17 protein-coding genes are annotated in these 25,129 nt (G+C 41.3%); 10 read left to right on the top strand and 7 right to left on the bottom strand.

Annotated features, from left to right (window positions below; translation table 11 throughout):
• Nucleotides 1–114 precede the first annotated feature (114 nt).
• Together WA256_RS01430 and WA256_RS01425 are read left to right on the top strand one after the other, a co-directional pair.
• Complete coding sequence (locus tag WA256_RS01430; RefSeq protein WP_335988501.1) at nt 115–1,095, top strand: GGDEF domain-containing protein; 981 nt, start codon at nt 115–117, stop codon at nt 1,093–1,095.
• A gap of 137 nt (nt 1,096–1,232) precedes the next feature.
• Complete coding sequence (locus WA256_RS01425; RefSeq protein WP_335988498.1) at nt 1,233–3,752, top strand: TonB-dependent receptor plug domain-containing protein; 2,520 nt, start codon at nt 1,233–1,235, stop codon at nt 3,750–3,752.
• 62 nt (nt 3,753–3,814) lie between these two features.
• Here WA256_RS01425 and WA256_RS01420 read toward each other — a convergent pair whose 3' ends face one another.
• Nucleotides 3,815–4,696, bottom strand: coding sequence for a dioxygenase family protein (locus WA256_RS01420; protein WP_335988496.1), 882 nt, complete (start codon nt 4,694–4,696; stop codon nt 3,815–3,817).
• A gap of 231 nt (nt 4,697–4,927) precedes the next feature.
• On the opposite strand from WA256_RS01420, the gene WA256_RS01415 reads away from it, so the two are divergent.
• The 3 genes from WA256_RS01415 to WA256_RS01405 are packed head-to-tail and all read left to right on the top strand — an operon-like array spanning nt 4,928 to nt 7,750.
• Complete coding sequence (locus WA256_RS01415) at nt 4,928–6,445, top strand: ATP-binding protein (protein WP_335988494.1); 1,518 nt, start codon at nt 4,928–4,930, stop codon at nt 6,443–6,445.
• A 1-nt stretch (nt 6,446) separates the two neighbouring features.
• Entirely contained in the window at nt 6,447–7,142 is a 696-nt protein-coding gene (locus WA256_RS01410; RefSeq protein ID WP_062565069.1) for a response regulator, read from the top strand.
• A 59-nt stretch (nt 7,143–7,201) separates the two neighbouring features.
• Nucleotides 7,202–7,750: a hypothetical protein gene (locus WA256_RS01405; RefSeq protein WP_335988492.1), complete on the top strand. Its 549-nt coding sequence runs from the start codon at nt 7,202–7,204 to the stop codon at nt 7,748–7,750.
• Here the strand turns inward: WA256_RS01405 and WA256_RS01400 are convergent.
• The 3 genes from WA256_RS01400 to WA256_RS01390 all read right to left on the bottom strand — a co-directional run bounded on the left by WA256_RS01400 (nt 7,747) and on the right by WA256_RS01390 (nt 11,195).
• The gene (locus WA256_RS01400; protein WP_335988489.1) at nt 7,747–8,652 is read right to left on the bottom strand and encodes a tetratricopeptide repeat protein; all 906 of its coding nucleotides are present in this window, start codon (nt 8,650–8,652) and stop codon (nt 7,747–7,749) included. The two genes, WA256_RS01405 and WA256_RS01400, sit on opposite strands and share 4 nt — an antisense overlap.
• Before the next feature lie 67 nt (nt 8,653–8,719).
• The gene (locus tag WA256_RS01395; RefSeq protein ID WP_199775176.1) at nt 8,720–9,457 is read right to left on the bottom strand and encodes a hypothetical protein; all 738 of its coding nucleotides are present in this window, start codon (nt 9,455–9,457) and stop codon (nt 8,720–8,722) included.
• Nucleotides 9,458–9,551: 94 nt separating this feature from the next.
• Nucleotides 9,552–11,195, bottom strand: a complete 1,644-nt coding sequence (locus tag WA256_RS01390) for an amidohydrolase family protein (protein ID WP_335988483.1) — start codon at nt 11,193–11,195, stop codon at nt 9,552–9,554.
• A 107-nt stretch (nt 11,196–11,302) separates the two neighbouring features.
• Here WA256_RS01390 and WA256_RS01385 point away from each other — a divergent pair, with 107 nt between their 5' ends.
• The gene (locus WA256_RS01385; protein WP_335988481.1) at nt 11,303–12,202 is read left to right on the top strand and encodes a LysR family transcriptional regulator; all 900 of its coding nucleotides are present in this window, start codon (nt 11,303–11,305) and stop codon (nt 12,200–12,202) included.
• On the opposite strand, the gene WA256_RS01380 is transcribed toward WA256_RS01385, so the two are convergent.
• A complete protein-coding gene (locus WA256_RS01380; protein WP_054560666.1) occupies nt 12,199–13,551 on the bottom strand; it encodes a magnesium transporter in 1,353 nt (450 codons plus the stop codon). The two genes, WA256_RS01385 and WA256_RS01380, sit on opposite strands and share 4 nt — an antisense overlap.
• A gap of 262 nt (nt 13,552–13,813) precedes the next feature.
• On the opposite strand from WA256_RS01380, the gene WA256_RS01375 reads away from it, so the two are divergent.
• From WA256_RS01375 to WA256_RS01365, 3 genes are all read left to right on the top strand, one after another.
• Nucleotides 13,814–16,573, top strand: coding sequence for a cadherin-like domain-containing protein (locus WA256_RS01375; protein ID WP_335988477.1), 2,760 nt, complete (start codon nt 13,814–13,816; stop codon nt 16,571–16,573).
• 289 nt (nt 16,574–16,862) lie between these two features.
• A complete protein-coding gene (locus WA256_RS01370; RefSeq protein ID WP_335988475.1) occupies nt 16,863–19,514 on the top strand; it encodes a TonB-dependent receptor plug domain-containing protein in 2,652 nt (883 codons plus the stop codon).
• Complete coding sequence (locus WA256_RS01365) at nt 19,507–20,577, top strand: cytochrome-c peroxidase (protein ID WP_269407510.1); 1,071 nt, start codon at nt 19,507–19,509, stop codon at nt 20,575–20,577. Before WA256_RS01370 ends, WA256_RS01365 begins: the two co-directional genes overlap by 8 nt.
• A gap of 36 nt (nt 20,578–20,613) precedes the next feature.
• Here WA256_RS01365 and WA256_RS01360 read toward each other — a convergent pair whose 3' ends face one another.
• Together WA256_RS01360 and WA256_RS01355 are read right to left on the bottom strand one after the other, a co-directional pair.
• Nucleotides 20,614–21,612 (bottom strand): AraC family transcriptional regulator, encoded by a 999-nt coding sequence (locus WA256_RS01360; protein ID WP_269407509.1) that lies wholly within the window; start codon nt 21,610–21,612, stop codon nt 20,614–20,616.
• Nucleotides 21,596–22,513, bottom strand: a complete 918-nt coding sequence (locus tag WA256_RS01355) for a GGDEF domain-containing protein (protein WP_269407508.1) — start codon at nt 22,511–22,513, stop codon at nt 21,596–21,598. The genes WA256_RS01360 and WA256_RS01355 overlap by 17 nt, the downstream gene beginning before the upstream one ends.
• Before the next feature lie 284 nt (nt 22,514–22,797).
• On the opposite strand from WA256_RS01355, the gene WA256_RS01350 reads away from it, so the two are divergent.
• A complete protein-coding gene (locus WA256_RS01350) occupies nt 22,798–25,098 on the top strand; it encodes a TonB-dependent receptor plug domain-containing protein (RefSeq protein ID WP_335988469.1) in 2,301 nt (766 codons plus the stop codon).
• The last annotated feature ends 31 nt before the right edge of the window (nt 25,099–25,129 follow it).

The following is a 25,129-nucleotide window of genomic DNA, read 5'->3' as shown; positions in this document are numbered from 1 at the left end:
TTCAATTTAAAAACAACAACTTAAAATCAGAAGATTACCAGAAGGTTAATTTGCACTTTTTTAAGTAACTTTATAGACACCAAAATCGTTTGCATCGGCAAAAAGGAAACGAACGTGTCTACTAACAAAAATGAACAACCAAGCACTGCTCAATCAGAAGCTAAAAACGCACTACCGCAGTCTATCCATTCAGAGCAACTTGCACTGATTGCCCAAATGTTTCAGAACATTCCTGAGGGAGTGTTTATCATTAATGGCCAAGGCACGTTTGAATTTGCAAACCCGATGGCAGCACAGCTTTTAGGTGACAACCAAGAAGCGTTAATCGGGCAAAACATTTTACATTACCTACACGACACCGACCGTGATAAATACATGTATACCCTACTCAGTTGGTTAGACCATAAAGACTCGCCGATAAGTCTTGGGCCAAACGAAGTTAAAATAAACCGTGCCGACAGTAAAACCCTTGAGGCGGATTTATGTATATCGAGCCTGCCAAAAAACATTGCCGTTGCAGAAAATTTATTTATTTGTGTATTACATGATTTATCATCACACAAAGAGCAATATAATCGTTTAATTAAACAGGCTACTACTGACCATTTAACCGGTCTTGCAAATAGATTAACTCTTGAAGAGTCATTAAAAGAAAACTGGCAAGAAAGCGTACAAACCAACCAAGCTATTAGCACTATATTAATCGATATTGATTACTTTAAATTATTCAACGACCGATTCGGTCATGTAAAAGGCGATAAATGCTTACAAAAAGTAGCCAGTATAATCGCAGAATCACTCCCTTCTCGGGATTGTTTAGCAGCGCGTTATGGTGGAGAAGAATTCGCCATTATATTACCCCGTTGTCAAAAAGATACGGCCGCCGCCATTGCTAAACATATTCAAATAAAAGTAAATAACATGCCATTTACTGATATAGGTTTACCGAGTGATTTTAGAATAAGTGTAAGCCAAGGAATTGCTTGCGAGTTTAATAATCAATACCGTACTTCAGAGGCATTAATTTGCGCAGCAGATACTGCTTTATACCGAGCAAAAACAGAGGGCAGAAATAAAATCAGTATTAGCGCATAATAAAGGTTAATATAATGTAAATACAGTGAGCTAAATAGCTTGTTTAGATAATCATATAGTATACTTTTATGTTATTTGTTTGTTCCTTTTTTATTGATAAACTGCGAAGCGAAATCAACGTTAGATGGGATCCAACAATGACAATTTTTAAAAAAGTACCTTTGCAACTCGCTATTGCAAGTACACTAGCTACATCAGTGACTGCAATCGCTGCTGAGCAAACAACTGACAACACCGTTCAAGATGTTGAGGTTATTTCTGTTACAGGTACTCGCCGTAGCCTTCGTAGCATTTCTGAAAGTACCGTGCCTGTCGATTTATTAACAAGCCGCGATCTATCAAGCACAGGCCAGCTTGATATGAGCCAAGTATTGGCATCACAATTACCAAGCTTTAACTACCCGAGTGCCACCATTGCTGATGGCACTGACCACGCAAAACCGGCTGTTTTACGTGGCCTTGCCCCTGATCACACATTAGTTCTGATTAATGGTAAACGCCGCCATGCCGGTGCATTATTAAACTTAAATGGTACGGTTGGCCGTGGTTCAACCGCAGTAGATCTAAATAATATTCCGACTTCTGCAATTAAACGTGTTGAAATTCTGCGTGATGGCGCTGCAGCTCAATATGGTTCTGACGCGATTGCCGGTGTGATCAATATTGTATTAAAAGATGCCGATGAAGGCGGTAGCGTGAGCTACACATACGGTGAATACGACACACAAATGGCAGGCTCTCCTCAGCTACCAAACACCACAACCGATAGCGAAGGCAACTTAAGCTTTGAAACTGGCAGCGACCGTGAAGTAAACGACGGCATTACGCGTACAGCAAGTGCTAATGCGGGCTTTGCACTAGGCGATAATGGCTTTATTAACGTGTCGATTGAGTCACGTAATAACGAGCCTACAAATCGCTCTGGCTTTGATGCACGTGAGCAATATAGCCGTGATGAGAATGGCGATTTAGATTCGCGTGAATTTGACTTTGACCGCTATAACCACCGCTTTGGTAAAGCCGATATCGAAGACTTCGCGCTTTTTTATAACCTAGGTTATGAGTTTGATAACTCGCTATCGCTTTACTCATTTGCTAGTTACTCAAACCGTAAAGGTAACTCAGGCGGTTTTTATCGTCGCGCTAAAGATTCTCGTAACTTAACTGAAGTTTACCCTGACGGTTTCTTACCGCAAATTGATACCGATGTAGATGACTACTCATTTGCGGTTGGTCTAAATGGCGAAACTAATGATTGGGCTTGGGATGTAAGCACCAATTATGGTCGCAACGATTTTGGTATTGGCGTAAGCAACAGCTTAAATACCTCGATGGGTGTTAGCAGCCCAACAGAGTTTGATGATGGCTCGCTTGTGTATGAACAATACTTGGTGAACATGGATGCTAGCAACACACTAGATTTAGGTTTACCTGATGATGTGTTTGTTACGATTGGTGCTGAGTATCGTCACGAAAACTACCAAATCAAAGCAGGTGAAACAGCCTCTTACCTCACTGTATTAGATGACGATGGCAACCCAGTTGCTGCCGGTGGCGCGCAAGTGTTACCTGGTTTTTCACCAGAAAGTGCAACCGATAAAAGCCGTCATAACATTGCGGTGTTTGCAGAGTTTGATACTTACCTAACGACAGATTGGAACCTTGTTTTAGCAGGTCGTTTTGAAGATTACAGTGATTTTGGTAGTACTTTTACCTCTAAACTTGCTTCGCGCTACAGCATTAATGAGTCGCTGTCGCTACGTGGTGCAATTAGCACAGGTTTTAGAGCGCCTTCACTTGCCCAAACATCTTATAAATCAGTAAGCACTGTTTTTGAAAATGGTGTGCCAAATGAAGTGGGCTTATTCCCTGTTGATGAGCCAGCAGCGCAAGCACTGGGAGCTCGTGATTTAGACGCTGAAGAGTCAGTTAATATGACGGCGGGCTTCATATTTACGCAAGGCGGCTTTAGCTTAACCCTTGATGCGTATCGCATTGAAATTGACGACCGTATCGTATTGTCTGAAAACTTAAGCGGCCCAGAAGTTGAAGCAATTTTAGCCGAAGCGGGCGAAGTAAATACGCAGCGTGTTCGTTACTTTACTAATGCCATTGATTCACGTACACAAGGTGTTGATATTGTTGCGACCTACTCATTAGGTTTAGAAAACTATGGTGATTTACGCTTAAGTGCAGCAGTTAACTTTAACGACACTGAAGTAACACACATTAAAGAAAATCCACCTGAATTAGAGGCACTTGGCGATAGCTACGAGTATTTCTCTCGTCGCGAAATTACACGCTTTGAAAAAGGTACTCCAGCCGATAAATGGAACCTATCTGCGACATGGGATTATGAAAACTTCCAAACAACATTACGAGCAACTCGTTATGGTGAAGTAGTTGATACTGCAAGCAGTGAAGATGGTGATGAAGTACTTGATGCTAAATGGATTGCTGACTTAGAAGTGGCTTACCGCCCTGATGAGCAGTGGAAGTTTGCATTAGGCGCCAATAACCTATTCGATCAGTACCCTCAAGATACTGTAAGTAATATTGGTTACAGCGATTTCAACCAAATTTTCCCTTATAGTGGCTTTGCGCCATACAGCTTAGATGGCCGTTTTATTTACGGTAATATCACTTATAGCTTCTAAAAAATAGGGCGTGAAAGCAGTAATTGCTAACACGCCCTAACCTACAATGATGAGTGAATAAATTAACTAATTTGAATAGTGTGATACGCCAATAAAGTGCCATCACTATTTTGTGCTGTGTTTAAAATAAACTGCTCATAATCACTACCAAACACGTTATCGATGCTAGCAAGAGTTGTATCTTGTTCACCGCGTGATTTGTAATCGCTGTGAGTGGTACAAATTTCTTTTGCAAACGCATCAGTAAAACAGAACTGGCTAATTACATAGTCGTTATTGTTGTTTGCTACTTTAAAGTGAATATGAATAGTACGGCCAGAATACCAACCAGGGAAATGCGTTTTAAAGTTCACACGGCCACTGCTATCTGTGATCAATGAACCACGGTACCAAGTACTTGCCTCAGCTTCGGCATCACCACCTGTACAGAAGTCACCGGCAAAACGTGAGCTATCAGAACTACTGCTAGTATCGCCCGAGTAAATACCGCTGGTATCACAGTGCCAAACCGAGATTTCGTAATTTGCTAATGGGTTACATTCGCTATCAATTAACTGTAAGCACAGCATCATAGGTAAACCGGTTAGGCCATCCGAAATATCTTCGTCTGAATCAGCTTGGAAGTAACACGGGCCCTCGGTTGTTGCCTCAGTAAGTGCTAACACACATGCTGTTGATGTTTCAAAAATACTGTCATCAGGAAAGTCATCAGTAATAAGTGCTGTTGTGCCCGATACATAATCACTGTCGTTCGTGGTTGTTGTATCGTCTGTATCAGTGCTGGTATCTGTGCCTGTTGAAGTGTCTGTATCTGATGTTGTATCTGTTGACGATACTGTATCTGAGTTACAGCCTAAAAATGCCAACATAGGCACAGCAGCAACTGAAACACCTAATGTTTTAAGCATTTTTCTTCGAGTATAAAGTTCAGGTTTTAAAGTCATCTTGTGCCCCTTCGCTAACATGAGTAATTAACGTCGAGTATAAAGAACAAATGTAGAGACTTTGTGTAGAAAAAGTGGTGCTTTTATAGAGTGACTAGGATGCACATGCCAAAAAATAGACATTTATAGTATATTCATTTCTGGCTATTACATTTTACTATTACATCTATGAAGTTAATTCACAAACTCTTAATTACCAATCTTATCATTACGCTACTACTGGTGCTGACCATGTTTGGTCTGAATGCAATTTCCAATAAGCGTATGCTAAATAATGTATTTGAAGATATAGATAACGAAGCATTTAACCGAATAGCCTCTGAAATTAGCCTGCAGTATCAGCAAACGGGTTCGATTGGGATGTTTATCGATTCTAAAGCCCTGTGGTATGAGTTAATCAACCGTAATTTTCATTCAAGCCGTTTATTGTTTTCGCCCAATAGCCCAAAACCAGGAGAGCCCGGCCCTTTTCCATTAAATGGGCCTCCTGAAAAGCATATGCAAAATGAGCCGATGCCACCCCCCGATGACTTTGGGATGCCACCATCGTTCGATCAGCCACCTGAATTTGACCCATCAACTGAGTTTAACGAGCCTGCAAACTTTGCTGACATGCATGAGCCGCCACCTCGCAATAACCCCATGGCTGATGACTTCATGCCCTTTGAAAAGCGCCTAAGTTTGCTTGATGAAAAAGGCGAAATATTGATTGCAGGCAATACCGAAACTGAGATCGTGAACGAGCAAGAAATCACCCACAATGGCGAGGTTGTTGCGGTGCTTCAGCTGCATGCTAACCGCAATCATATGAGCGCGCTAACTCAGCATTACCTAAATACACAAATTAATATCAGTTTGTGGACAGCAGGGATTGGTTTATTAATTGCGTTATTATTTAGTTACTTACTCGCACGTCATTTTACGAACCCTATTTCGCAGCTGAAAAAAGGCGCAAAAGCCCTTGCAGAGCGAGAGTTTGAGACCAAAATAACCGTCAACAGTAGTGATGAATTTGCGACCTTAGCGGATGATTTTAATCGTATTGCCACAGAGCTCAGACGCTTTGAGTCGCAGCAAAGCCAATGGCTCATGGATATTTCTCATGAGCTACGCACGCCTTTAACTATTTTAGAGGGTGAACTAGAGGCCATTAACGATGGCATTATTGAACCAAACCAAAAGGCAATAAGCTCACTGCAAGAAGAAGTGGCGCTGTTAAGCCGACTTGTGAACGACTTACATAAAGTCAGCTCACTTGACAGACACAGCTTTAACTATCACATGGAAGCCATTGATTTTAATGCCTTGGTAGCCCTACAAGCGCATAAGTATGCGTTTAAATTTCAATCCAAAAACATCACGCTTAATGCCACCTTACCAGAGCAAACGGTAATGGTTTTGGCCGACCAAAATCGTATTACGCAGGTACTACAAAACATTTTAGAAAATAATTTACGTTATACCGATGAACAGCAAAAAGTCTGGTTAGATTTAACCGTGTCTAACCATCATGTATTTTTGTCGATAGAAGATTCAGGCCCCGGTGTTCCTGATGAGGCCCTTGAAAAACTATTTGATCGTTTATATCGCACCGATAGCTCTCGTAACAGAAAAACCGGCGGTTTTGGCTTAGGCTTGGCGATTTGCCAAACAATTGTTGAAGCCCACCAAGGAAAAATAAATGCAACTAAAAGCCGTTTAGGCGGTCTGTGTATAACGTTAAAACTCCCGCTAGCAGAGGCGCACTAATATGTCAGAAACCTTAGCTAAACAGCATATTCTCGTTATTGAAGACGAAGTTAAAATTGCCGAATTAATAGAAAAGTATTTATATCTTGAAGGGTTTAAAACAAGCCTAATTCACGATGGCAACTGCGCACTGGATGCTGTAAATGAGCTAAACCCTGATTTGATTATTCTCGATATCATGCTGCCAGGCACTAACGGCATCGAGTTGTGTAGCAAGATAAGACAATTCAGTGATGTGCCTATTATTATGCTTACAGCACGGGTTGAAGAAATTGATCATTTAATTGGTTTTGATGTTGGTGCCGATGACTATGTTACTAAACCATTCAAACCAAAAGAGTTAATGGCGCGTGTGAAAGCCATTTTAAAACGACGCCGAATGCCAAGTAGCAAACCGAGTACATTCAAAGCAGGCAATATTATTGTTGATCCGAGCGAATACAAAGTACTGGTAAAAAATGAAGAACTGAAACTAACAATTAATGAATTTAGCTTGTTAAAAATATTAATTGCCTCACCTAATAAGGTTTTTTCACGCCAAGATTTACTAACCATGACTCAAGGTAAGTACTTTGAGAGCTACGAGCGCAGTATTGATTCGCACATTAAAAACTTGCGTAAAAAGCTGACTCAAGCCGACCCTGATAGCCATTACATTGAGTCAATTTATGGCGTGGGATATAAATTTAAAATTTAAACAACCTTTTTCACACTTGCGACGACTAACTAAATAACATAACCCATTAGGACATCATTATGAATTTAGTACGTATTAGCGTAAGTGCACTCTTAATCACGGCCACTACTGCTTGTATTGGCCTCTCTAATGCCAGCACAACAAACAACCTGGGTGATTATCGCGTTATCACTTTTAAAGACTGTAAAAAGGTAAGCGAAAGTCCCCTCAATAACGAGCAAATTGCAGCATACCTAGAGCTTGAGCGTGAACAAGTAAAACTTGAAGCACTTGAGCAACCAATTAATGACATAGAGCTACAAGTTACTGAGTACTCTGAGCAAATAGAAGCAATCACCGAAGAAGCAGTTGTTGAAGACGAGAACCACTTGCGAATTAATAAAAGTTTATTAAAAGAGCAAGATAAGCTGGCTAAAGAACTCAATAAACTTATGGCTGCTCATGATGCCGATTTTAAAGCACTGGAACAGCAAGCAAAATTAATTGAACATGCCGCTAAGCAGTTTGATAAAACTATGAAGCCTTTGATGGAACAAGGTGAGTCAACCCATCTACAAATTTTAGCGCCGGGTGAAGACGAAAAACCAGGGTGTTTTTACACTATCTAAAGCACGTTACCTAGATGTGCATAAAGTTTCGCATGTGATTGCCGAATGTCTTCTTTATGCACTTGCTTAAACCATTTTAATGCTTGATCTTGCTTTCCTGCTTGCCAATTGATTTCAGCAAGACGTAACTTATAAATAGCAATCACATGTCGATCTGAATCTGTATCCATGTACTTAAGAGACTGTACATAAACTCCATCGGCTTGCTCATAATTTGCCAGAAGTTGGTGGGTACGAGCTAAATTACCTAAAGCAACAGAGATTTTGCGGTTATGGTTGGTTTTTAATATCCAATCAGCGGCGGTTTTTCGATTTGCAAGTGCACCGTCTATATCACCTAATGAGTGATAAACATTTGCTTTATTCGAAGCCAGTTCAAAGTGGAAAATGGGATCTTTGCTTTTGCCAAAGCGTCGCTCTGCCCTATCAAGAATTTGCAATGCCGTTTCTTTGTTGCCAAACACGTATTGTAGATTAGCCAATTCAACCATACGCATAGGGTTACCAAAGGAGTCGAAGATTGCTTGCAGTTTTTCAAATGCTTTTGTGGCATATTTACGACCTGTTTCGAAGTCGCCTAAATAATGCATTGATTTGGCGTAATAAAAGTAAACTTGCACCTGAAATACAACAGGTAACTCTTCACTGGTAATGAAAGGCTCAGTGCTATCTTTCAAGATTTGATATTCCATTTTGTCGTAGAAATAATCAAACTGATAAGATTTAATCTCATACCAACGCGCAGAGCCAAGCTCACTGCTTGCTAGCTGTTGATTAATGTAATCTAAGCAACTAATTTGTGATTGTCGCTCACAAAACATCTCATGATCACTAAAGTTTTCAGAGGCATTGGCATTAAGGCTCGATAATCCTAACAATAACAAGGCTAACTTTTTCTTCATGCTCTATTTTCTCAGCGATAACTCACTCAGAAAACTAACAAAATTTAACAGCTTATAACAGTAATTTTTAATTAAATTGATAAGTGTAACCCAGCACTAAGTTTTGATCTGAGCCGTAATCACTGTCTTCTGTTGCAGCAAATAGCTTGAAACTTTGTTGTTTATCAAATTGATAACTTGCACCAATGGCTGCGAAATAACCTGAATAATCGTTAGACCCAACCGAATACGCTGCGGCAGTCATTAATGTCCATTTTTCGGATAATGGCTTTAACGCAAATGCGCCTAAGTAACCACCATCACTGCTGTTTGGAATAAGCACCCAACCTTCAGGGCCAGGTATTTCTGTTGTTAAACACGCACCTTGCCCTGCTAAACAAGCAATTTCACCATCAACATGGCTATAACCACCCATAGCGAAAATTTGCCAACCATAGGGCGCAATATCAAAGTAACTCAGTGGCATAAAGGTGCCAACACTATAGGTTGTACGCTCAGCTCCTTGATCATAACTTTGCTTACCAAAGTTAAAATTAACAATGCCAATATCAAATAGCCACGAGCCACCAACACGCCATTCATCGCCATTGGCACTCACACTAGCATTAAGCTTTTTTACTGCTCCTAAACTTAGCGAACCGGTGATCCTTAATTCATCAGAATAACTTGCACCAAACTGAGTGACGACCTTGGTGGGATCTTCACTCAGTTTAGTTTGTTCACCCGAAGCGGTTTGTGCTGCTGATGCGCTAAACACTGAAATTACCGATAAAGCAGCGAGTGCTGCTTTTTTACCTAATACCATATTAACGTCCTTTTAGTTTGACTGAGTCACAATTCATAATAACTGTGTATTAGGTAAATAAAAGTGTTTATTTTATGTTCGCTTACAATTTTAGCTACAACGCAGCGATACACTCCACTTCAACCTTTGCGCCAAGTGCCAAGCCACTGGCTGCAAAAGCACTTCTGGCGGGTAACTTAGTAAAAAATGGCGTGTAGGCTTGATTGGCTAAAGGCCAGTCTTTTATATCTGCCAACATAAGGGTGCATTTAACAATATCGTTAAAATCTAAATTGTGATCTTGCAAAACAAAGCCAATGTTTCTCATTGCCTGCGTCATTTGGGTGCTGATGTCATTGCCAGCCAACGCCATGGTGGTTGGCAAGTTGCCTAATTGCCCCGATAAAAATAATAACCCAGCCGCTTCACGCGCCATCACAAACGGTAATTTTTCATTATCACCCAAATGGATAAACTGGCCATTTTTAATTACATGAACAATATTTTGGCTGTTGGTGATTTCAATACTTGGGTCACTGTTAAGTACCACAAGATTCGCCGTTTTACCTGCCTTTATTGAACCAGTTTGCTTCTCAATGCCAATCACTTTTGCACCATTAATGGTTGCAGCCTGTAAAGCTTCTAAAGGTGTTAAACCTGCCCGTTCAACTAATAATTGCATTTCATGGTGTACCATAGGCATCACTGTATTAAACCTATCACTGGTCACATCGGTACCTGCAGCAATAGTTACACCGGCTTGATGAGCCAATTGCGTAAACAGCCCGCCCCACTCATTGAGCAATAACCCTTTTTCACCACGAGAGGCTTTGGTTTTATCAAATACCGTTAAGGTTGAGTCTAGAATTGTGCCCTTATTTTTCATCTGTTTTATAAGTGATTGATAAGCTTCTAGTTGCTTTGCATCGCTTTTTTGCTGCTCTGTTAAGGCAACATTTTTACGGCGCATATCATAGAAATTTTCAATTACTTGCGCGGCAAAATCGGCAGCATGTGAAATTGTTTCAACCCCACCATTAACGGCTTCAAGCGGTGTTGCTGGGCCAATAAAAGCATGCGACCACACCTTGAGGTCATGTTTTTTAGCAGCTTGAGATAGCTTTGCTACCACTGTTCCTGGCACATTTGCATAAATTTTGATGCCGGTTGCCCCCAACCCTTTGCTACGTAGCATAATGGCATCAAAGTCACTGTGTTCATCAACAGCACGCATCCAGTCCACAGCACCGGGGATTTCACCTTTTGCAGAGGCGACTGTACGGGGGTCCGAAAAGAACGCTTTACCACCAATAATCACAGAATAATAAATATCCGGTGATTGAATAATATCGTTATCGGCTCGCCTTTTAAGTGAACTCAAAGCACGGGTATCGCCGCCCATATCGCGCACACTTGTTACACCACCCTGTAATAGCTGACGCAAGCGAATGCGTGTGATTTCATCGTTATCTGAATCATCAGGCGAAGTAGCATGGTGCACATGAGTATCTATTAAACCGGGTATTACATACTTACCTGCTAAATCGATTTTAATGACATCATCGGCAAAGCGACGAGATCTTGAAGGAACAATATGTTTGATTTTGTCATCTTCTATGATGATGGTTTGTGCTTTATTAACCGACAAGGCTTCCACGTCAATTAGGTTCACATTTTGTAATGCAATGGTTTGTGCCATCACCGACGACGATAAACCCAATGCAATGCTGGCAAGTAATGTGTTAATGCCCGATTTCATAATCACCTCTTATTCTTGTTTTAACTCCCAACTTACACCTGAATGACTTGGTTTTACATCTCACAAAAGTTTATAGTGTATGAACTTATAGTTTAAAAATAATAACAATGAACAAACTAGAAGCCGTTAGAGCCTTATGCTTAGTCGCTGAATATCAAAGCTTTACGCAAGCTGCTAAGCAGATGCAGCTGTCTACCACCATGGTAAGCCGCCATGTTAAACAGTTAGAGCAAAACTTAGGCTGCTTGCTGCTAAAGCGAAACACCCGTAAAGTTTGCTTAACTGATGCAGGGCAAAACTATGTTCTGCAAATGAAGCCTTTACTGAATAAATTTAATGAAGTTGATGAAGAGATAAGCGGGCTTAGTCAAGCGCCTAGCGGCAAGCTGGCTATTTCCGCCAGTATTGAATTTGGTTGCCAATATTTAACACCTTTGATCAGCCAGTATCAGCATGCTTTTCCCGATGTTAAATTAGATATTGTATTGTCTAATACGCCCGTTGATTTATTTGATAGCCAAATTGATCTGGCATTTAGAGTTGCTCCTTCATTACCTGATGCCAGCCATATAGCGCAGACAGTTTGCCATTCATCATTATCTTTGTGGGCCAGTCCTGCCTACTTAAAAAAGCATGGCACGCCAATAGATATAGCAGCCTTATCGGAACATAGATTACTGTTTTTCAGTCATCATATTCGTCATGACCAATGGATTTTTTTGCTAGATGGTCAGCATGTTTGCCGCAAGTTTAACTGGGCAATGACTTCTAATAATGGCCGATTTTTAAATGAAGCAGCGGCAGCGGGTGATGGGATCATTCAAGCCCCTCGTTATTCAGTAGCCCCGTTTATAAAATCAGGCGAATTAGTTGAAGTGTTAGCACAGCACACCCTAAGTCCACTAACGATTGCTGCGGTTTATCCGCATAGGTATGCGCTGTCAAATCGGGTAAAATCATTTGTTGAGCTGGCTAAACACTACTTTAGCCAGCATCCGATCCCTTAAAGAAGGAGTAAACTACCTAAACCTAGGAAGGTAACAAAACCGACGATGTCGGTGACTGTGGTCAGGATCACAGAACCTGAAAGGGCTGGATCGATTTTAAGCTTATCTAAAATAGATGGGATCACCACCCCTGATAACGAAGCAGCAACCAAGTTAAGTAAAATAGCGATAGTAATTGTTAAACTTAACATGCCATCGTTGAACCAAAAATAAGTAAGCACACCAATCACAAAGGCCCAAACACAGCCATTTAACGCCCCTACTCTTAGCTCTTTTTTCAGCAGTGCTCTACGGTTGGAGTCGGTAACCTGACCAAGTGCTAAACCGCGCACAATAACCGTTAACGTCTGACTACCTGCAATACCGCCCATAGAAGCGACAACCGGCATTAATACCGCCAGCGCAACCACTTGCTCAATAGTTGCACCGAACAAACCGATAAACCAAGAGGCCAAAAACGCCGTTGCTAGATTAATACCAAGCCAAATACCGCGGTTTTTTGCCGATTTAGTGACGCTTGAGAACAGATCCTCGTCTTCACGAAGACCACCGGCTTTTGCAGCCGCTTCGTCGGTGACTTCTTGACGCAATTCATAAGCTGATGACACTGATAACCGGCCTAATAGTTTGTTGTCGGCATTAACAACTGGCATCGCCATTTGCTCACTGTGAATAACCACTTCAGCGGCTTCGTATAGGTCGTCATCAGCATGTAAAGCCGATACATCAAGGTTCGCGTAATCCAGCAGACTGTCGTTATCATTGGCTTTAAATAAAGCATTGATAGCCACTTCACCAATGAGAGTGCCCTTACGGCTGACTAGATAAATCACCTCGGTATATTGCGGTAAGCCTTTTTGAAAAATTTTACGCGCGCCAGCCACGGTGAGTTTTTCTGAAACTTTTAAAGCATCAAAATCGAGCCAGTGACCTAACTGCTCTGGGTTATATTGCTGTGCAAGGTCGTACTGCTTTGTTTGAACTTCATCGAGTTGTCTGCGTGCATAATCAACAAAGCGCTCAGGAATAATTTCTTCAAGTTCAAGTAACTCTTCTACGCTCACTTCGTCAAGTAGCTTAAAGCCTTCGGCTTCTTCTAGACTTTGCAATAACCAGCGACAGCTATCGCCACCTAGGTTAATGAAAATTTCATGCTGGGTATCTTCATCAAGTAATTGCCAAATTTCTAGACGCTGTTCTTTAGGTAAGGCTTCAAACAATAACGATAAATGTTCTGTAGAAAGCTTTTCTTTAGCATCAGCAAGTAACTTATTTTTACGTGTTGTGGTGTCACACTGAAGCAAGTCATCAATTAACTGGGGAAGTTGGTCAACAGGATACTCAATCATTTGAGACCTCGGTTAATTACATCAATAACAATAGTCTAACGCAGCTCGGGAAAAATAACTGCTCTGAAAAGGTATATTTTTTTGCAACCAAACAATTATCCCCAGCTGTAAAACATCGTTTTTAAATCACTGTTTCAAGCTAGAGAGTCACAATTGCATAAAAAAGCACACCCAAATACAACTAAGATCTATTATCATTCGCATTATAATGATAACATCTCAGCCCTCCTTAACTTTATCAATAATAAATACGGGTATCAGCATGAAAAACAGAATAAAGTATTTACCACTTGTGATTGCATTTGCTCTCACTGGATGCGGTGGTTCAGATAGTAATGATGCACCTGAGTTCACCAGCAACTTAACATTCACATTAGATGAAGACACATCTATTACGGGCCAAGTTGTGGCAGCAGATGATGACGCTGTTAGCTATACCCTAGGCTCTGCAGCAAGTAACGGACTATTTGCTTTAAATGCTGATGGTACATTTACCTATACCCCAAAAGAAAATTTTGCAGGCCAAGACACAGTAACCGTTACCGCCACTGACGGCAGCTTAAGTACTGATGCAGTACTTACTTTTACGGTTAACAACGTTAACGATGCACCAACGCTTACGAGCCAGTCAATCACTGTAACCACCTCAACAACAACTGAAGGTTCATTAACTTTTAATGATGCCGACGGTGACACTGTAACTGTCTCTTTAGTAACGCCTCCTACCAACGGTACCCTTACTCTAGATGAACAAACAGGGGCATTTACATTTACAGCAGAAACGCTGTCAGAAATTAACGACAGTTTTGTTATTGAATTTACCGATGGCAATATTAGCTCGCCTATCAGCGCAACCATTGAATTAAAACCTTCGTATGTTACGAACGAAGATAAGCTCAATTACTACTACAGCTCAGATAAGTCTCATTTAAAACAAGCTGAAGCGATTAGTGAAAATATCAATGACGATATTTACATGGACGAAGTAAACACACAATTAGCTATTGGTTACCTTATTGCAGGCTTTGCCGAAAAAGCAGACGAACACTTCAACAAAATTACAGCAATAGACACAAAAGCAAATGCCTATTTAGATGCAGCAAAATCTCTTGATTTAATAAATTTAAGTGAAAAAGCTTTAACATTTAGACAAGATGCTGCAACTCTTTACAATCAATACCTTGCTGAAAAAGGACTGGATAATATCAGCAACTCAGATCCGGGCTTTTATCTGACTCTAACGAATCAATACAACGCAGCTGGCCAAACTGAGGCCGCTCAAGCCATGTTAGACACACTAAAACTTTATGCAAATGAAGTTTATACAGAAGAATATAATAAGACTTATATTAGGTTCATATCTGCAATCAAAAAAACCGTTGAATCTTCTAAAGAGCAATATGCTGCAACCCACAAAGAAACAGTAAGAAATGAAGGAGTAAAAGTCACTCAAGCCATGGCCGAATTAAGTGAAAAAATCGGTTACTTTATACAAAAGTCAGGTGACTACAAAGGCCAACCAACTGAGCGTATGCGGGCACTTTACATTGCATGGTCTGCTCAATCTTTTATACAACTCAATGAAGTTGATTTGGCAAAATATTATACGAACTTAGCGCTTTCATATTATGGTGTTGTTGGTTTTGATAATACATATAGCTTTACTGCAAGCCCATATGCAGAAGCAACTTTAGCTTCATACACCTATCCATTAGAAGTTTTAACAGCAAATATTAAAGCTTTATATGATGTAGAGCTTTCAAATAATCCCGCTTTTGCTTTACTCACAGATCAAGATGACAAAGATGATGCTGTTGAATTTTCTTTTGCTTATGAAGTAGCTAACAAGCTACAAGCAGGTATCACCATAGATGATGCAGTACAAAACGCGAAAGAATACTTTATGAGTGGCGAATCACCTAATGCAACAAGCTTCTATCAAACACTTATAACTTCATCAGGCCAACCTGGTGCAGCTGATATTCTTCGAGTTCGAGGTGAAAATGAACTTGGCCTAATTCTGGCGGATTACGCCGCAGATATACTATTTTCTGAAGACTATGTTTTAAGCCAGACTAGAATTACTTACATTACTGACCGGTATGGTTGTGCTGGTCTAGTCGATCTTGCAATAGCATTAGGTAATGAGCAACAAGCTAAAAATTACGCACAGCGCTGTTCAGATATTATAGATACTTACTTTATTGAAAATAATACTAACTTCACTACCGACGCAGCTGCTTATGCATTGAATCACCAGCTAGCTACTTTCGGGCTCGTATCTCAACCTGAATCGATAGCTATCACCGCAGAAAAACTTAACACTCTAATTAATTTGTTTGATAAAAAACAAACACAAATAGAATGGCGATTAAGTTCACTCGGTTACCTTGTGCAAGCTGGGCTAATTGATATGGCATTAAATTGGTTAGATATCAGCTTGACCACACTTCAATCAGAACAATCAAACCTTGATATTAATGACTATAAATCTCTACTTACTAAAGCACTTTACGCGACACTTAGCACTGGTGAAATAAGTGGTGGACTATTCGAAAGCTACTCTCTCACCTCATCATTAGTTAGATTCCAAGTAAATAACGAGCAATATGCTTCAGCTTATGCTGAAACAATTGAAATGTTAGAACCATTTGTAGCAAATGCAAATACGTTTATACTCTTACAAGACGATAAAGTTATACAAAGCAACCTTGAAACATTGCTTACTTTTCAAGCCCTACTTGGCAATGATGCCGCGGTAAAAGAGTTAATTGAGCACTCGGTCAATGCAGAAGCTGATAAGCTATCACTTACAGCCCTTTATGCTAACTTACTAGCTCAAAGAGATGACTTCCCTACATCTTCGATTGCGAGTATCGATACGGACCACGATGGTAAACCCAACTTCTTCTTATCAGGCGCATCAGAGCAAGCAATTGCCGACTCAGGCTTAATTGCTGATAACGATGCCGACAATGATGGTATTGAAGACAGTATCGATTTAACTCCTTTAGGGGAGTAGTACGTTCATATCACGGCGAGGCAATCATGCCTCGCCCGTCAAGTTAAAAACCTCAAAAAATTCATAAAAACACAAACTAAAAGAATTTAATATTCCTTAAAAAGTTAAAAACCCAACAAATACAATTGAGATCTATTTCTATTCGCATTTTTAATTGATACAATCACCCGCTCTTACCTTTGTGCAAAATATGCAACAAATTAAGCTATTTAATAAAGGTAATTAACTATTGCCAGCTCCTAAGCGGCCTTCTCTTTAACCTAATTGGTACTATTTCAGGAGTTTTACCATGCAAATGCGCTACTTATCAGCGTGTTTGATGCTTTTACTTAATGGCCCTTTACACGCTAATGAAGTAAAGCAACAAACAACAGATCCTCAATGTAACGATAAGAACAATAAGCAATGCAAAGAGATAGAGCGCATTACTGTTAAAGGGCAATACATCGGAATTGAAGTACCTGAGGTGATAGGTCGTGCCTATTTAGATAGAGACTTCATCGAAGCAACCCCTAAAGGTAATGGTGATATCAACGAATTGATTGCCTTACTACCGGGCGTGCAATTAAGTGAAGACTACTACTCAATTGATAACCTTGCTGAAATTAGCGCCCCTGAAATAAGTATCTCGGGTGCAAAGCCTTGGCAAACAGGCTTTATGATTGATGGTATGAATTATAACAATCGTCTTGATCCTGCCAGTGCGAGCCGTATTGGAGCCTCTGAAAATGAGGTGTCAGGCGGTGTGCAGAGCATGAATATTAACAGTCAAATTGTTGAGTCGATTACTGTTTACGACCATAACATTCCAGCAGACTTTGGTGACTTTTCTGGTGGCGTGGTCGATGCCGAAACAATTTCACCTTTTTCTACAGATACTCGTGTGAGCTTTGGTATCCGTGGTAATCGCAGTGATTGGGGGGAGTACCATATAATCGATAACGATGAGCCTGATGACACCGCAGAGGGCAAAGACGACCTTGAGCCGCCAATCTATGAAAAAACGAATATCGATTTTTCAATCCAAAAAAAGTTAAATGAACAGCATGCGTTACTAATGAGCGTTAGCTATTTAAAAAGTGATATTTCGGATATTTCGCTCTCAGCACAGAAGGTCGAAAGTAGAGAAAACATCAATGCCTTACTGAAGTACAGCTATCGCGATGGCTGGGTTGATTCACTTGATTTAAGCGTTATGTATGCCCCATATACTTCAGACTCGTACTTGAAAGACGTTCTCAATAGTGACTATCAAGTTGAGGGTGGCAGCATTGGTTTTACTGCAAATTTAGCTGAAGAAACTCGCTTTGGTCACTTCAGCAGTGAATTCAATATGAGCCAAAGTGATAACAATCGCACAGGCCCTGCGCATTATTACATTTGGCTTCAAGCAAAAGGCAAAGAGTGGGGTCAATTAGCCGATCAAAGCGTCGACTCAACTCCTGTTTCAGAGTACGGCGGCTATGGCAATCTTGATAATACGCAAACCAGCTTTAATTGGCGAAATACCTTAACACTTGAGCGTAAAAAGTGGGGCAATACCGAACATGCCATTCGCGTGGGCGCTGAACTTAACCATCAAAACTATGAGCGTACTCGCCAACAAAACTATTATAAGTATGACTCACCAGTTCAATACTCATCAACCAACACACAACTTAATTGTAGTGGCTATACCCTTGATTGTGTTGAGCAAAGTTTTTATGTTGATTTAGATACCCTTGCCGAACAATTAGGCGGTAGTATCGACTTTAATAACCCAGAGCACTTACTTGCCTACTCGAATAACGTCGCGACAACAGCCCAGTATTTTAACTCCCGTCTTGTCACGCCACGTGAAAATATCGATGTAAGCTTAAATAAAGCAGCACTGTATGCAACCGATGTGATCACTTGGAAGCAGTTTGATTTTCATTTAGGTGTTAGATACGACTACGATGATTTTTTCAAAAATCACAATATCGCGCCACGCTTATCAATGGGTTATGACGTATTTAACGATGGCAATACACTACTGACTGCTGGTTTAAACCGTTATTACGATGCAGGCCTACTCGGTTATAAAATTAAAGAGCAACAAAAGTTCGCTTATCGTGAGTACCGTCCTATTCAAAGTGGTTACTTACAAGCTTGGCTTCCTTCTTCTTACACAGGTAACTTTCGTTATATTTTTGACGATGTAAAAAGCCCTTACGATGATGAAATTGCGCTAGGTCTTCGCCATGCTACCGAGAGTTTCGGTAACTTTGCAGTGAAATACGTACATCGCGACAAAAAAGACCAGCTATCTAGAAATAAAGAAACCAACCTAAAAAACGATGGTTATCAATATATTACTATTTATAATAATGGTACTGGCGAAAGCGAACGTTACTCACTGTCTTGGGATGCAAAATTTGGCGACCATTCAATATGGGCCAATGCATCTTATAGCCAAAATAGTGAAAGCAATAGTGACTACACTGCAACACCCGACAACACCCCTATTGAGTCACTGGTTTACTATGAGGGTGAGCTCATGAGCTTATCTGAGTTAGATACCCTAAAAGCGAATTTTGGTCGCCCAGTAACTGCTAACTTTGGTTGGAATACAGATTGGACTGATACTTTTTCAACTGGTTTAACAGCAACTTACAGCGGCAGTTACACAACTGCAATTAAGTCTAGTAGCGATCAACGAATTGGTATTGGTAGTGAGTGTACTACGTGTGAAGCAGTTGAAATATTTGTACCAAAGTACGAAGCACATACCTTTGATTCTCGCATTATGTTTGCATTAAGTAGCCGTTGGGATTATCAGATAAGTCAATCTCAATCTGTTGAAGTTCGCCTTGATATCAGCAACTTATTCAATGCACGTAGCCATGCCATTACAGAAGGAAACTCAGGTATTGAACCCGGTAGAATGTTTTGGTTAGGGGTGTCGTATAACTATGAATAAATGGTTATTTCTCTTTACGTGCAGCATTTTTACAACGAGCGCCTTTGCGCAAAAGCAGTCATTACGAGAATTATACACAAAGCCACAGCATGAGTGGCCAGCTATTATTAGCAGTAAAGATGTGCCAGCTGCACCGCTCAAACCTTTAAAAGCCAAGCCCATTAAGCAAAGTGATGAGATCATCGCATTAGGTGAAAAACTATTTAACGATACCCGCTTGTCACGAGATAACACGGTAAGCTGCGCAAGTTGTCATGAGTCTCGATTGGCGTTTTCAGACAGACGAAAGTTAGCTGTCGGCATTGGCGGTCAAGTCGGAACGCGAAACACCCAAGCCATTATTGGTATTGATCATTGGCAAAGCTTCTTTTGGGATGGCAGAGCTAAAACTGCAGCTCAGCAAGCATTAATGCCAATTGAAAACCCAATAGAAATGGGCAGTTCGGTTGAGCTTGTGCTTAATAAAATAAACAGGGCTGAGGACTATAAAAAACCAATACTCAATGCCTTTGGCAAAGAAGCGCTTAATAAGGAGCTATTAGCTCTATCGCTTGTTGCTTTTGAGCGCACCTTTGATGTACCTGAGTCATTATTCGCGCGGTTTATCGATAAAGCGCAAACGAGTCCAAGTGAAGCTGTCGCACTTTTAGACGATCAACAACTTGAAGGCTTACATTTATTTAGAACCAAGGCGAGGTGTATGACTTGTCATGAAGGTGCTTTACTCAGCGACAATGAATTCCATGTTACGGGGCTACATTTTTATGGTAGAAAACTTCAAGATTTAGGCCGTTTTGATGCCACCCAAGACTCCGCTGATATTGGCAAGTTTAGAACCCCTTCTCTTTTAGCGTTACAACAAAGTACGCCTTGGATGCACCATGGTGGCTTTCAAAGTTTGCTAGGGATAGTCAACTTCTACAACGCAGGTGGAGCAAGGCCAAAACCGAGAAAAAAATTTAAAGATGATCCAAACTACCCACAGACAACTGAGTTACTGCATAAGTTAGAGCTCAGTAAGGATGAAAAAAATGCACTCATCGCATTTTTAGAAACCCTTTAACTGCACGCTCGCTCTTAGCGATAAGAGCGGGCTTTCTTACCCCTTCAATTGACTTGGCGTAAGCCCGGTCCAGCGTTTAAACGCTCGTCTGAAATTAGCAATATCATAAAATGATAAGCGCATGGCAACTTGCTCATTGCATTGTTCCCGTATGGCAAGTAGGTAAATCGCTTTGCGCTTACTTTGCTCATCATACAAGGTAGAAAAACGTACGCCATGAGCTTTTAATTTACGCTTGAAGGTTGCAGGGCTCATGGCAAATTGGCTGGCTACTTGATCTAAATTTAACGCCGGAGTTTGATAAATTAATCGGCTCACGGCTTCCACAAAGGTGCTATTTGCAGAATTTAATGCCGCTAGTTGCGAGTTAATTTGTGAGAACCTAAAACTACTAAACGCGGGGTTAGTGAGCCTAAGCGCATTTTTATTCAATACCCAACGGGTTATAGGCTTTTCAAAAGCGACTTTAAGGCCTAAATGCTGCTCGTATTCTTGGCTATGTCTGGCGCGTTTATAGGCAAACTCAAACTGACAAGGGACTCGCTCACCCGCCACTTTTTTAAGAATTTGGTAAAACGCAGCGCTGTAAATTTCCATAACATACTGGCTTATTTCATCATCCAAGCCCACAGCATTTTGCAGCACAATGTAATACTGCTCGTTATGCACATAACTGTAACTAAATAACAAAGGTGCCAGTTGCATGCGCAAATTGTGTAACTGCTTTAAAGCTTGGCCGATGTGCGCAGCATGTAACACGCCTTGGGCGGCAACAGAGGTATCGTTTGCCAGTTGACTGCCTAATAAAAAACCGCTGTCGGCGGACTTCATCAACTGCTTAAACTGCGTCAATAAGCGCACTTGCTGTGAAATACTAAACTGATGCTGCACACTCATTAAGTCTTGCTCAAACACCCCTGTGCCTCTGAGTAACTTATGCAGTGCAATGCCGCGACTTAAGGCCAGCTCCACCAGCGTGGTGATCAGTCCCTGTGCGGTGAGGTATTTGTCATCTTGATTAAGATACGGCTTCACAATGGCTGACTCTTTGTTGTTTTTGTTGTTGTAACTTAGCGTGTAAACGCGAGCTTAAACTTTGTGGTGTATCGCCTTGTATACTGCCAACTAAGGCCGCTGTTACATCTTGAAACTTTGCGTGTTTTGCACCTTCGACCTTAAAAGCACAATGACTCAGCGCCGAGGTAATTTGCGCCACCAGCTCTTTCGCTTGTACTGCGCTGGTGTTTGGCATTAGCACCATAAAGCAGTCTCCTGCATAGCGGCACACCACATCGCTAAGACGGCAATTCATCAATAAAAGCTCGCTTACTTCACCTAGTAAGCGGTCGCCTTCGATAAAGCCAAATTCAGCGTTAAAATCAGCAAAACCACGAATATCAATGGCGGCCAGTTGCAGTGGCTGTGGCTCACTTAATTGTTCTTTTAACACTGCTTGTAAGTAATCAGCCTTATACAGCCCTGTTATTGAGCATACTAACTCATGCTCACGATGCAGTGCTTCACGGCGCTTTAACTGCCTATTCAGTACGTATTGCTCTTGATGCCATTGATACAGCCCAAGGCTTGTGAAAATCATGCCTATCGGCGCAGGCAATGATTCTATCCAAGTAAGCCAAGTATTGGTTGGTTGATGTAACCACTCATCAAATAAATCAAGGGAAGCTGAAAACATAAAAAGCCCAAGCCCAAGCACTAAAAAGCTGGTGACTTTGCCGGGCGGCCTCGAAATAAGCAGCGCAGCTATCCAAGTAAGGGTCATAAGCACAATGCCACCCTCGCCTAAAATATCTAACCATGCGATATCAGCAAAAGGCTTTAATTCTCCTGCTTGCGCGCTTAGCAAAAACGCAATTACAAACAGAGCAATAACGGCATTGGTTAAAAATCGATGATGAGTAAAAGGGTTATATCGCATTCTCAGTACCTAACAATAATTCACGCTGCCATGCTAACTCGTTAGCGTTTAAAGCAGCAGGGTCATATTAGCTCAATGATGTGACAGCAAAACGACAGTCAAACCTTGTTAAACCCTTTAAGTACTGTAATTGCCTTAAAAAGATGGGGTTATTGCAGCTCAAAAGTACTTTTAAAAGCCTCTAATCACTTGTTTTTACTGGCTGTTAGCGATTTTCTGTCACATTTGCGTCATTTAAGCTGCGTACTTTGCTCATCAAACCAAGGACAACCAGGAGCAAACCCATGAAACAATTTAAAACGAAGGCGTTAGTAAGCGCCCTCGCCTTATGCCAATTTGCCGCTTACGCACAAGACGAACAAAGCAGCGATGAGAAAAAAGTAAAAGTCTCTGAAGAGCTTGTTGTATATGGCGAGATTGGTTATCGCAACCGCTCACAAGAGCTGGCACCGACGCTTGAATACTCACAAGAATACTTTCAACGTTTTGAACCGCTGACTGCCGGTGATGCATTAAAACGTGTACCGAGTGTGACGTTTTTATCAGATGTTTTAGAGTCTGATGGCGCCCGTATGCGTGGCTTAAGCCCAGCTTACACAAAGGTGCTTATCAACGGTGAAGAAGTACCTGGTGCAGGTGCTGACCGCTCATTCTTTGTTGACCGTATTCCTGCTGAACTAATTGAGCGTGTAGAAATTATTCGTGCTTCAAGTGCAAACCGCTCTGCCGATGCCATTGCCGGTACGCTAAACATTGTATTGCGTGACGGTTACAGCCTAGATGGTGGTTACCTTCGTGCGGGTGGCCTGCGTTATGACGATGGCGAATTAAAAGAAAGCTTTGCTGGTGTTTACGGCACTGAGTTTGCTGGCGGCCGTTTATTACTTGGTGCGAACCTACAAGGCCGTTATAACCCAAAACAAAAATCAAGCCTACGCTATGGCGACAGCCCAGAGAATAACGCCAATTACAAAACCGAAGAATTCGATAACCGCGAAGATCAATCAGACATCCGTGACGGTGACGACACCTCGCTAAACGCCAGCTACGAAATTGCTTTTGATAATGGCAGCAAGTTCGATATCAGCGCAATTTGGGTTGATACCGACCGTACTGAAGATGAGCGTTCATTCGAATATGACGACCCAACAGCAATCAATAACTCAATTGTTGAAGGCGGTAACCTTGAGACCGACAACGCCAATGTATCTTTCATCGATCAAACCAACTACAACATCAACTCGGGTTATGAGTTACCCCTTTTTGGTGGCACCAGTAAATTTAAGCTTGGTTTTGCAAGCTTTGAAGAGTCTGTTTACGAGCAAGAAGTAGAAATCGATACTTCTGAGCTACCTATGGTGTTTGAGGAAGAAGAAGAAACTGTAGACCTAGATGACAAAGAATGGTCATTACAATGGCAACATAGCTTATTTGCAGGCGAGAACAAAACGATTCAATTCGGTGCCTTTGTACAAGGTAAAGAGCGCGATACTGCGGTTTATCAAGCCGAAGGTGAAAGCGAACAAAGCTTTACCAGCTGGGATCAATTCAGCAAAACACCACTGTCACTGGCAGGCTTTAACAACGAGTTTGAAGCAGCCGCTGGTGGCGTCAATAAACTCGAAGAAGACCGCTTAGATGTATTTGCATTAGTTAAGCACGAAGACCAAGACTTCTCGTGGGAGTTAGGTGTGCGCTACGAAACAACTGACTCAACCATTACTGACAAAGCAGAGGGTGTCAGCGCTAAAAACGATTATGACTTCTTCTTACCATCGGCCCATTTACGCTATAACGTCTCTGAAAACGGCCGTGTAAGTGCCTCGGTTGCTCGCAGCTTACGTCGTCCTGATTTTGATTACATCACCCCAGCTCTACTTGAAAAAGAGTTAGGCGATAACGACTTTTTAGGTAACCCAGACCTACAACCAGAATCATCGTGGGGTATGGACTTAGGTTATGAGTATCGTTTAGGTAAAAGCGGCGTCGTGGGTATCAATGTGTTCTACCGTGATGTCACTGACCTTATCGAAATAGCTAATACAGGCCAACAAGGTTCAGAAGGTGATGGTACTTACATTTTGCAACCGCGTAACACCGGTGATGGCAACGTAACAGGTATCGAGCTTGATTTATCAACGCCGCTAAGCGCTATTAGCATGCCAAACACAGGGGTATTCTTTAACTACTCATGGCTTGATTCAGAAGTAGATGACACTTTCGGTAGCCGTAAATTCAACGACCAATCTGACTACGTGTTTAACGTTGGTTTTATTCAAGACCTACCTGATTTAGGCGCCTCGTTCGGTGCAACTTACCGTAAACAAGGTGATGCTTATGGTCGTATCGTGGGTGAAGAAGTAACCACACACTACGGCGCAGACCTTGAAGTATTCGTAGAAAAACGCTGGCAAGACGTCACGCTTCGTTTGGTGGGCTCAAACCTATTAGATGCAAGTAAAGACGAAACCTTTAACAAATTCGACACGGTTGATGACCAAATCAACCGCGACTTTGACGAGTATGAACTGGAGTCTGAAGAAGCAGGCCCTGTTATTCAGTTAATGCTGCGCTACGCGTTTTAATACACATAAGAGTTATTAAGGCAGCGCATTG

This window comes from Pseudoalteromonas sp. CH_XMU1449-3, from assembly GCF_037027245.1.
Lineage (GTDB): Bacteria > Pseudomonadota > Gammaproteobacteria > Enterobacterales > Alteromonadaceae > Pseudoalteromonas > Pseudoalteromonas shioyasakiensis.
Note: the sequence above shows the minus strand (reverse complement) of the source record. Positions and strands in the feature narration are given on the sequence as shown.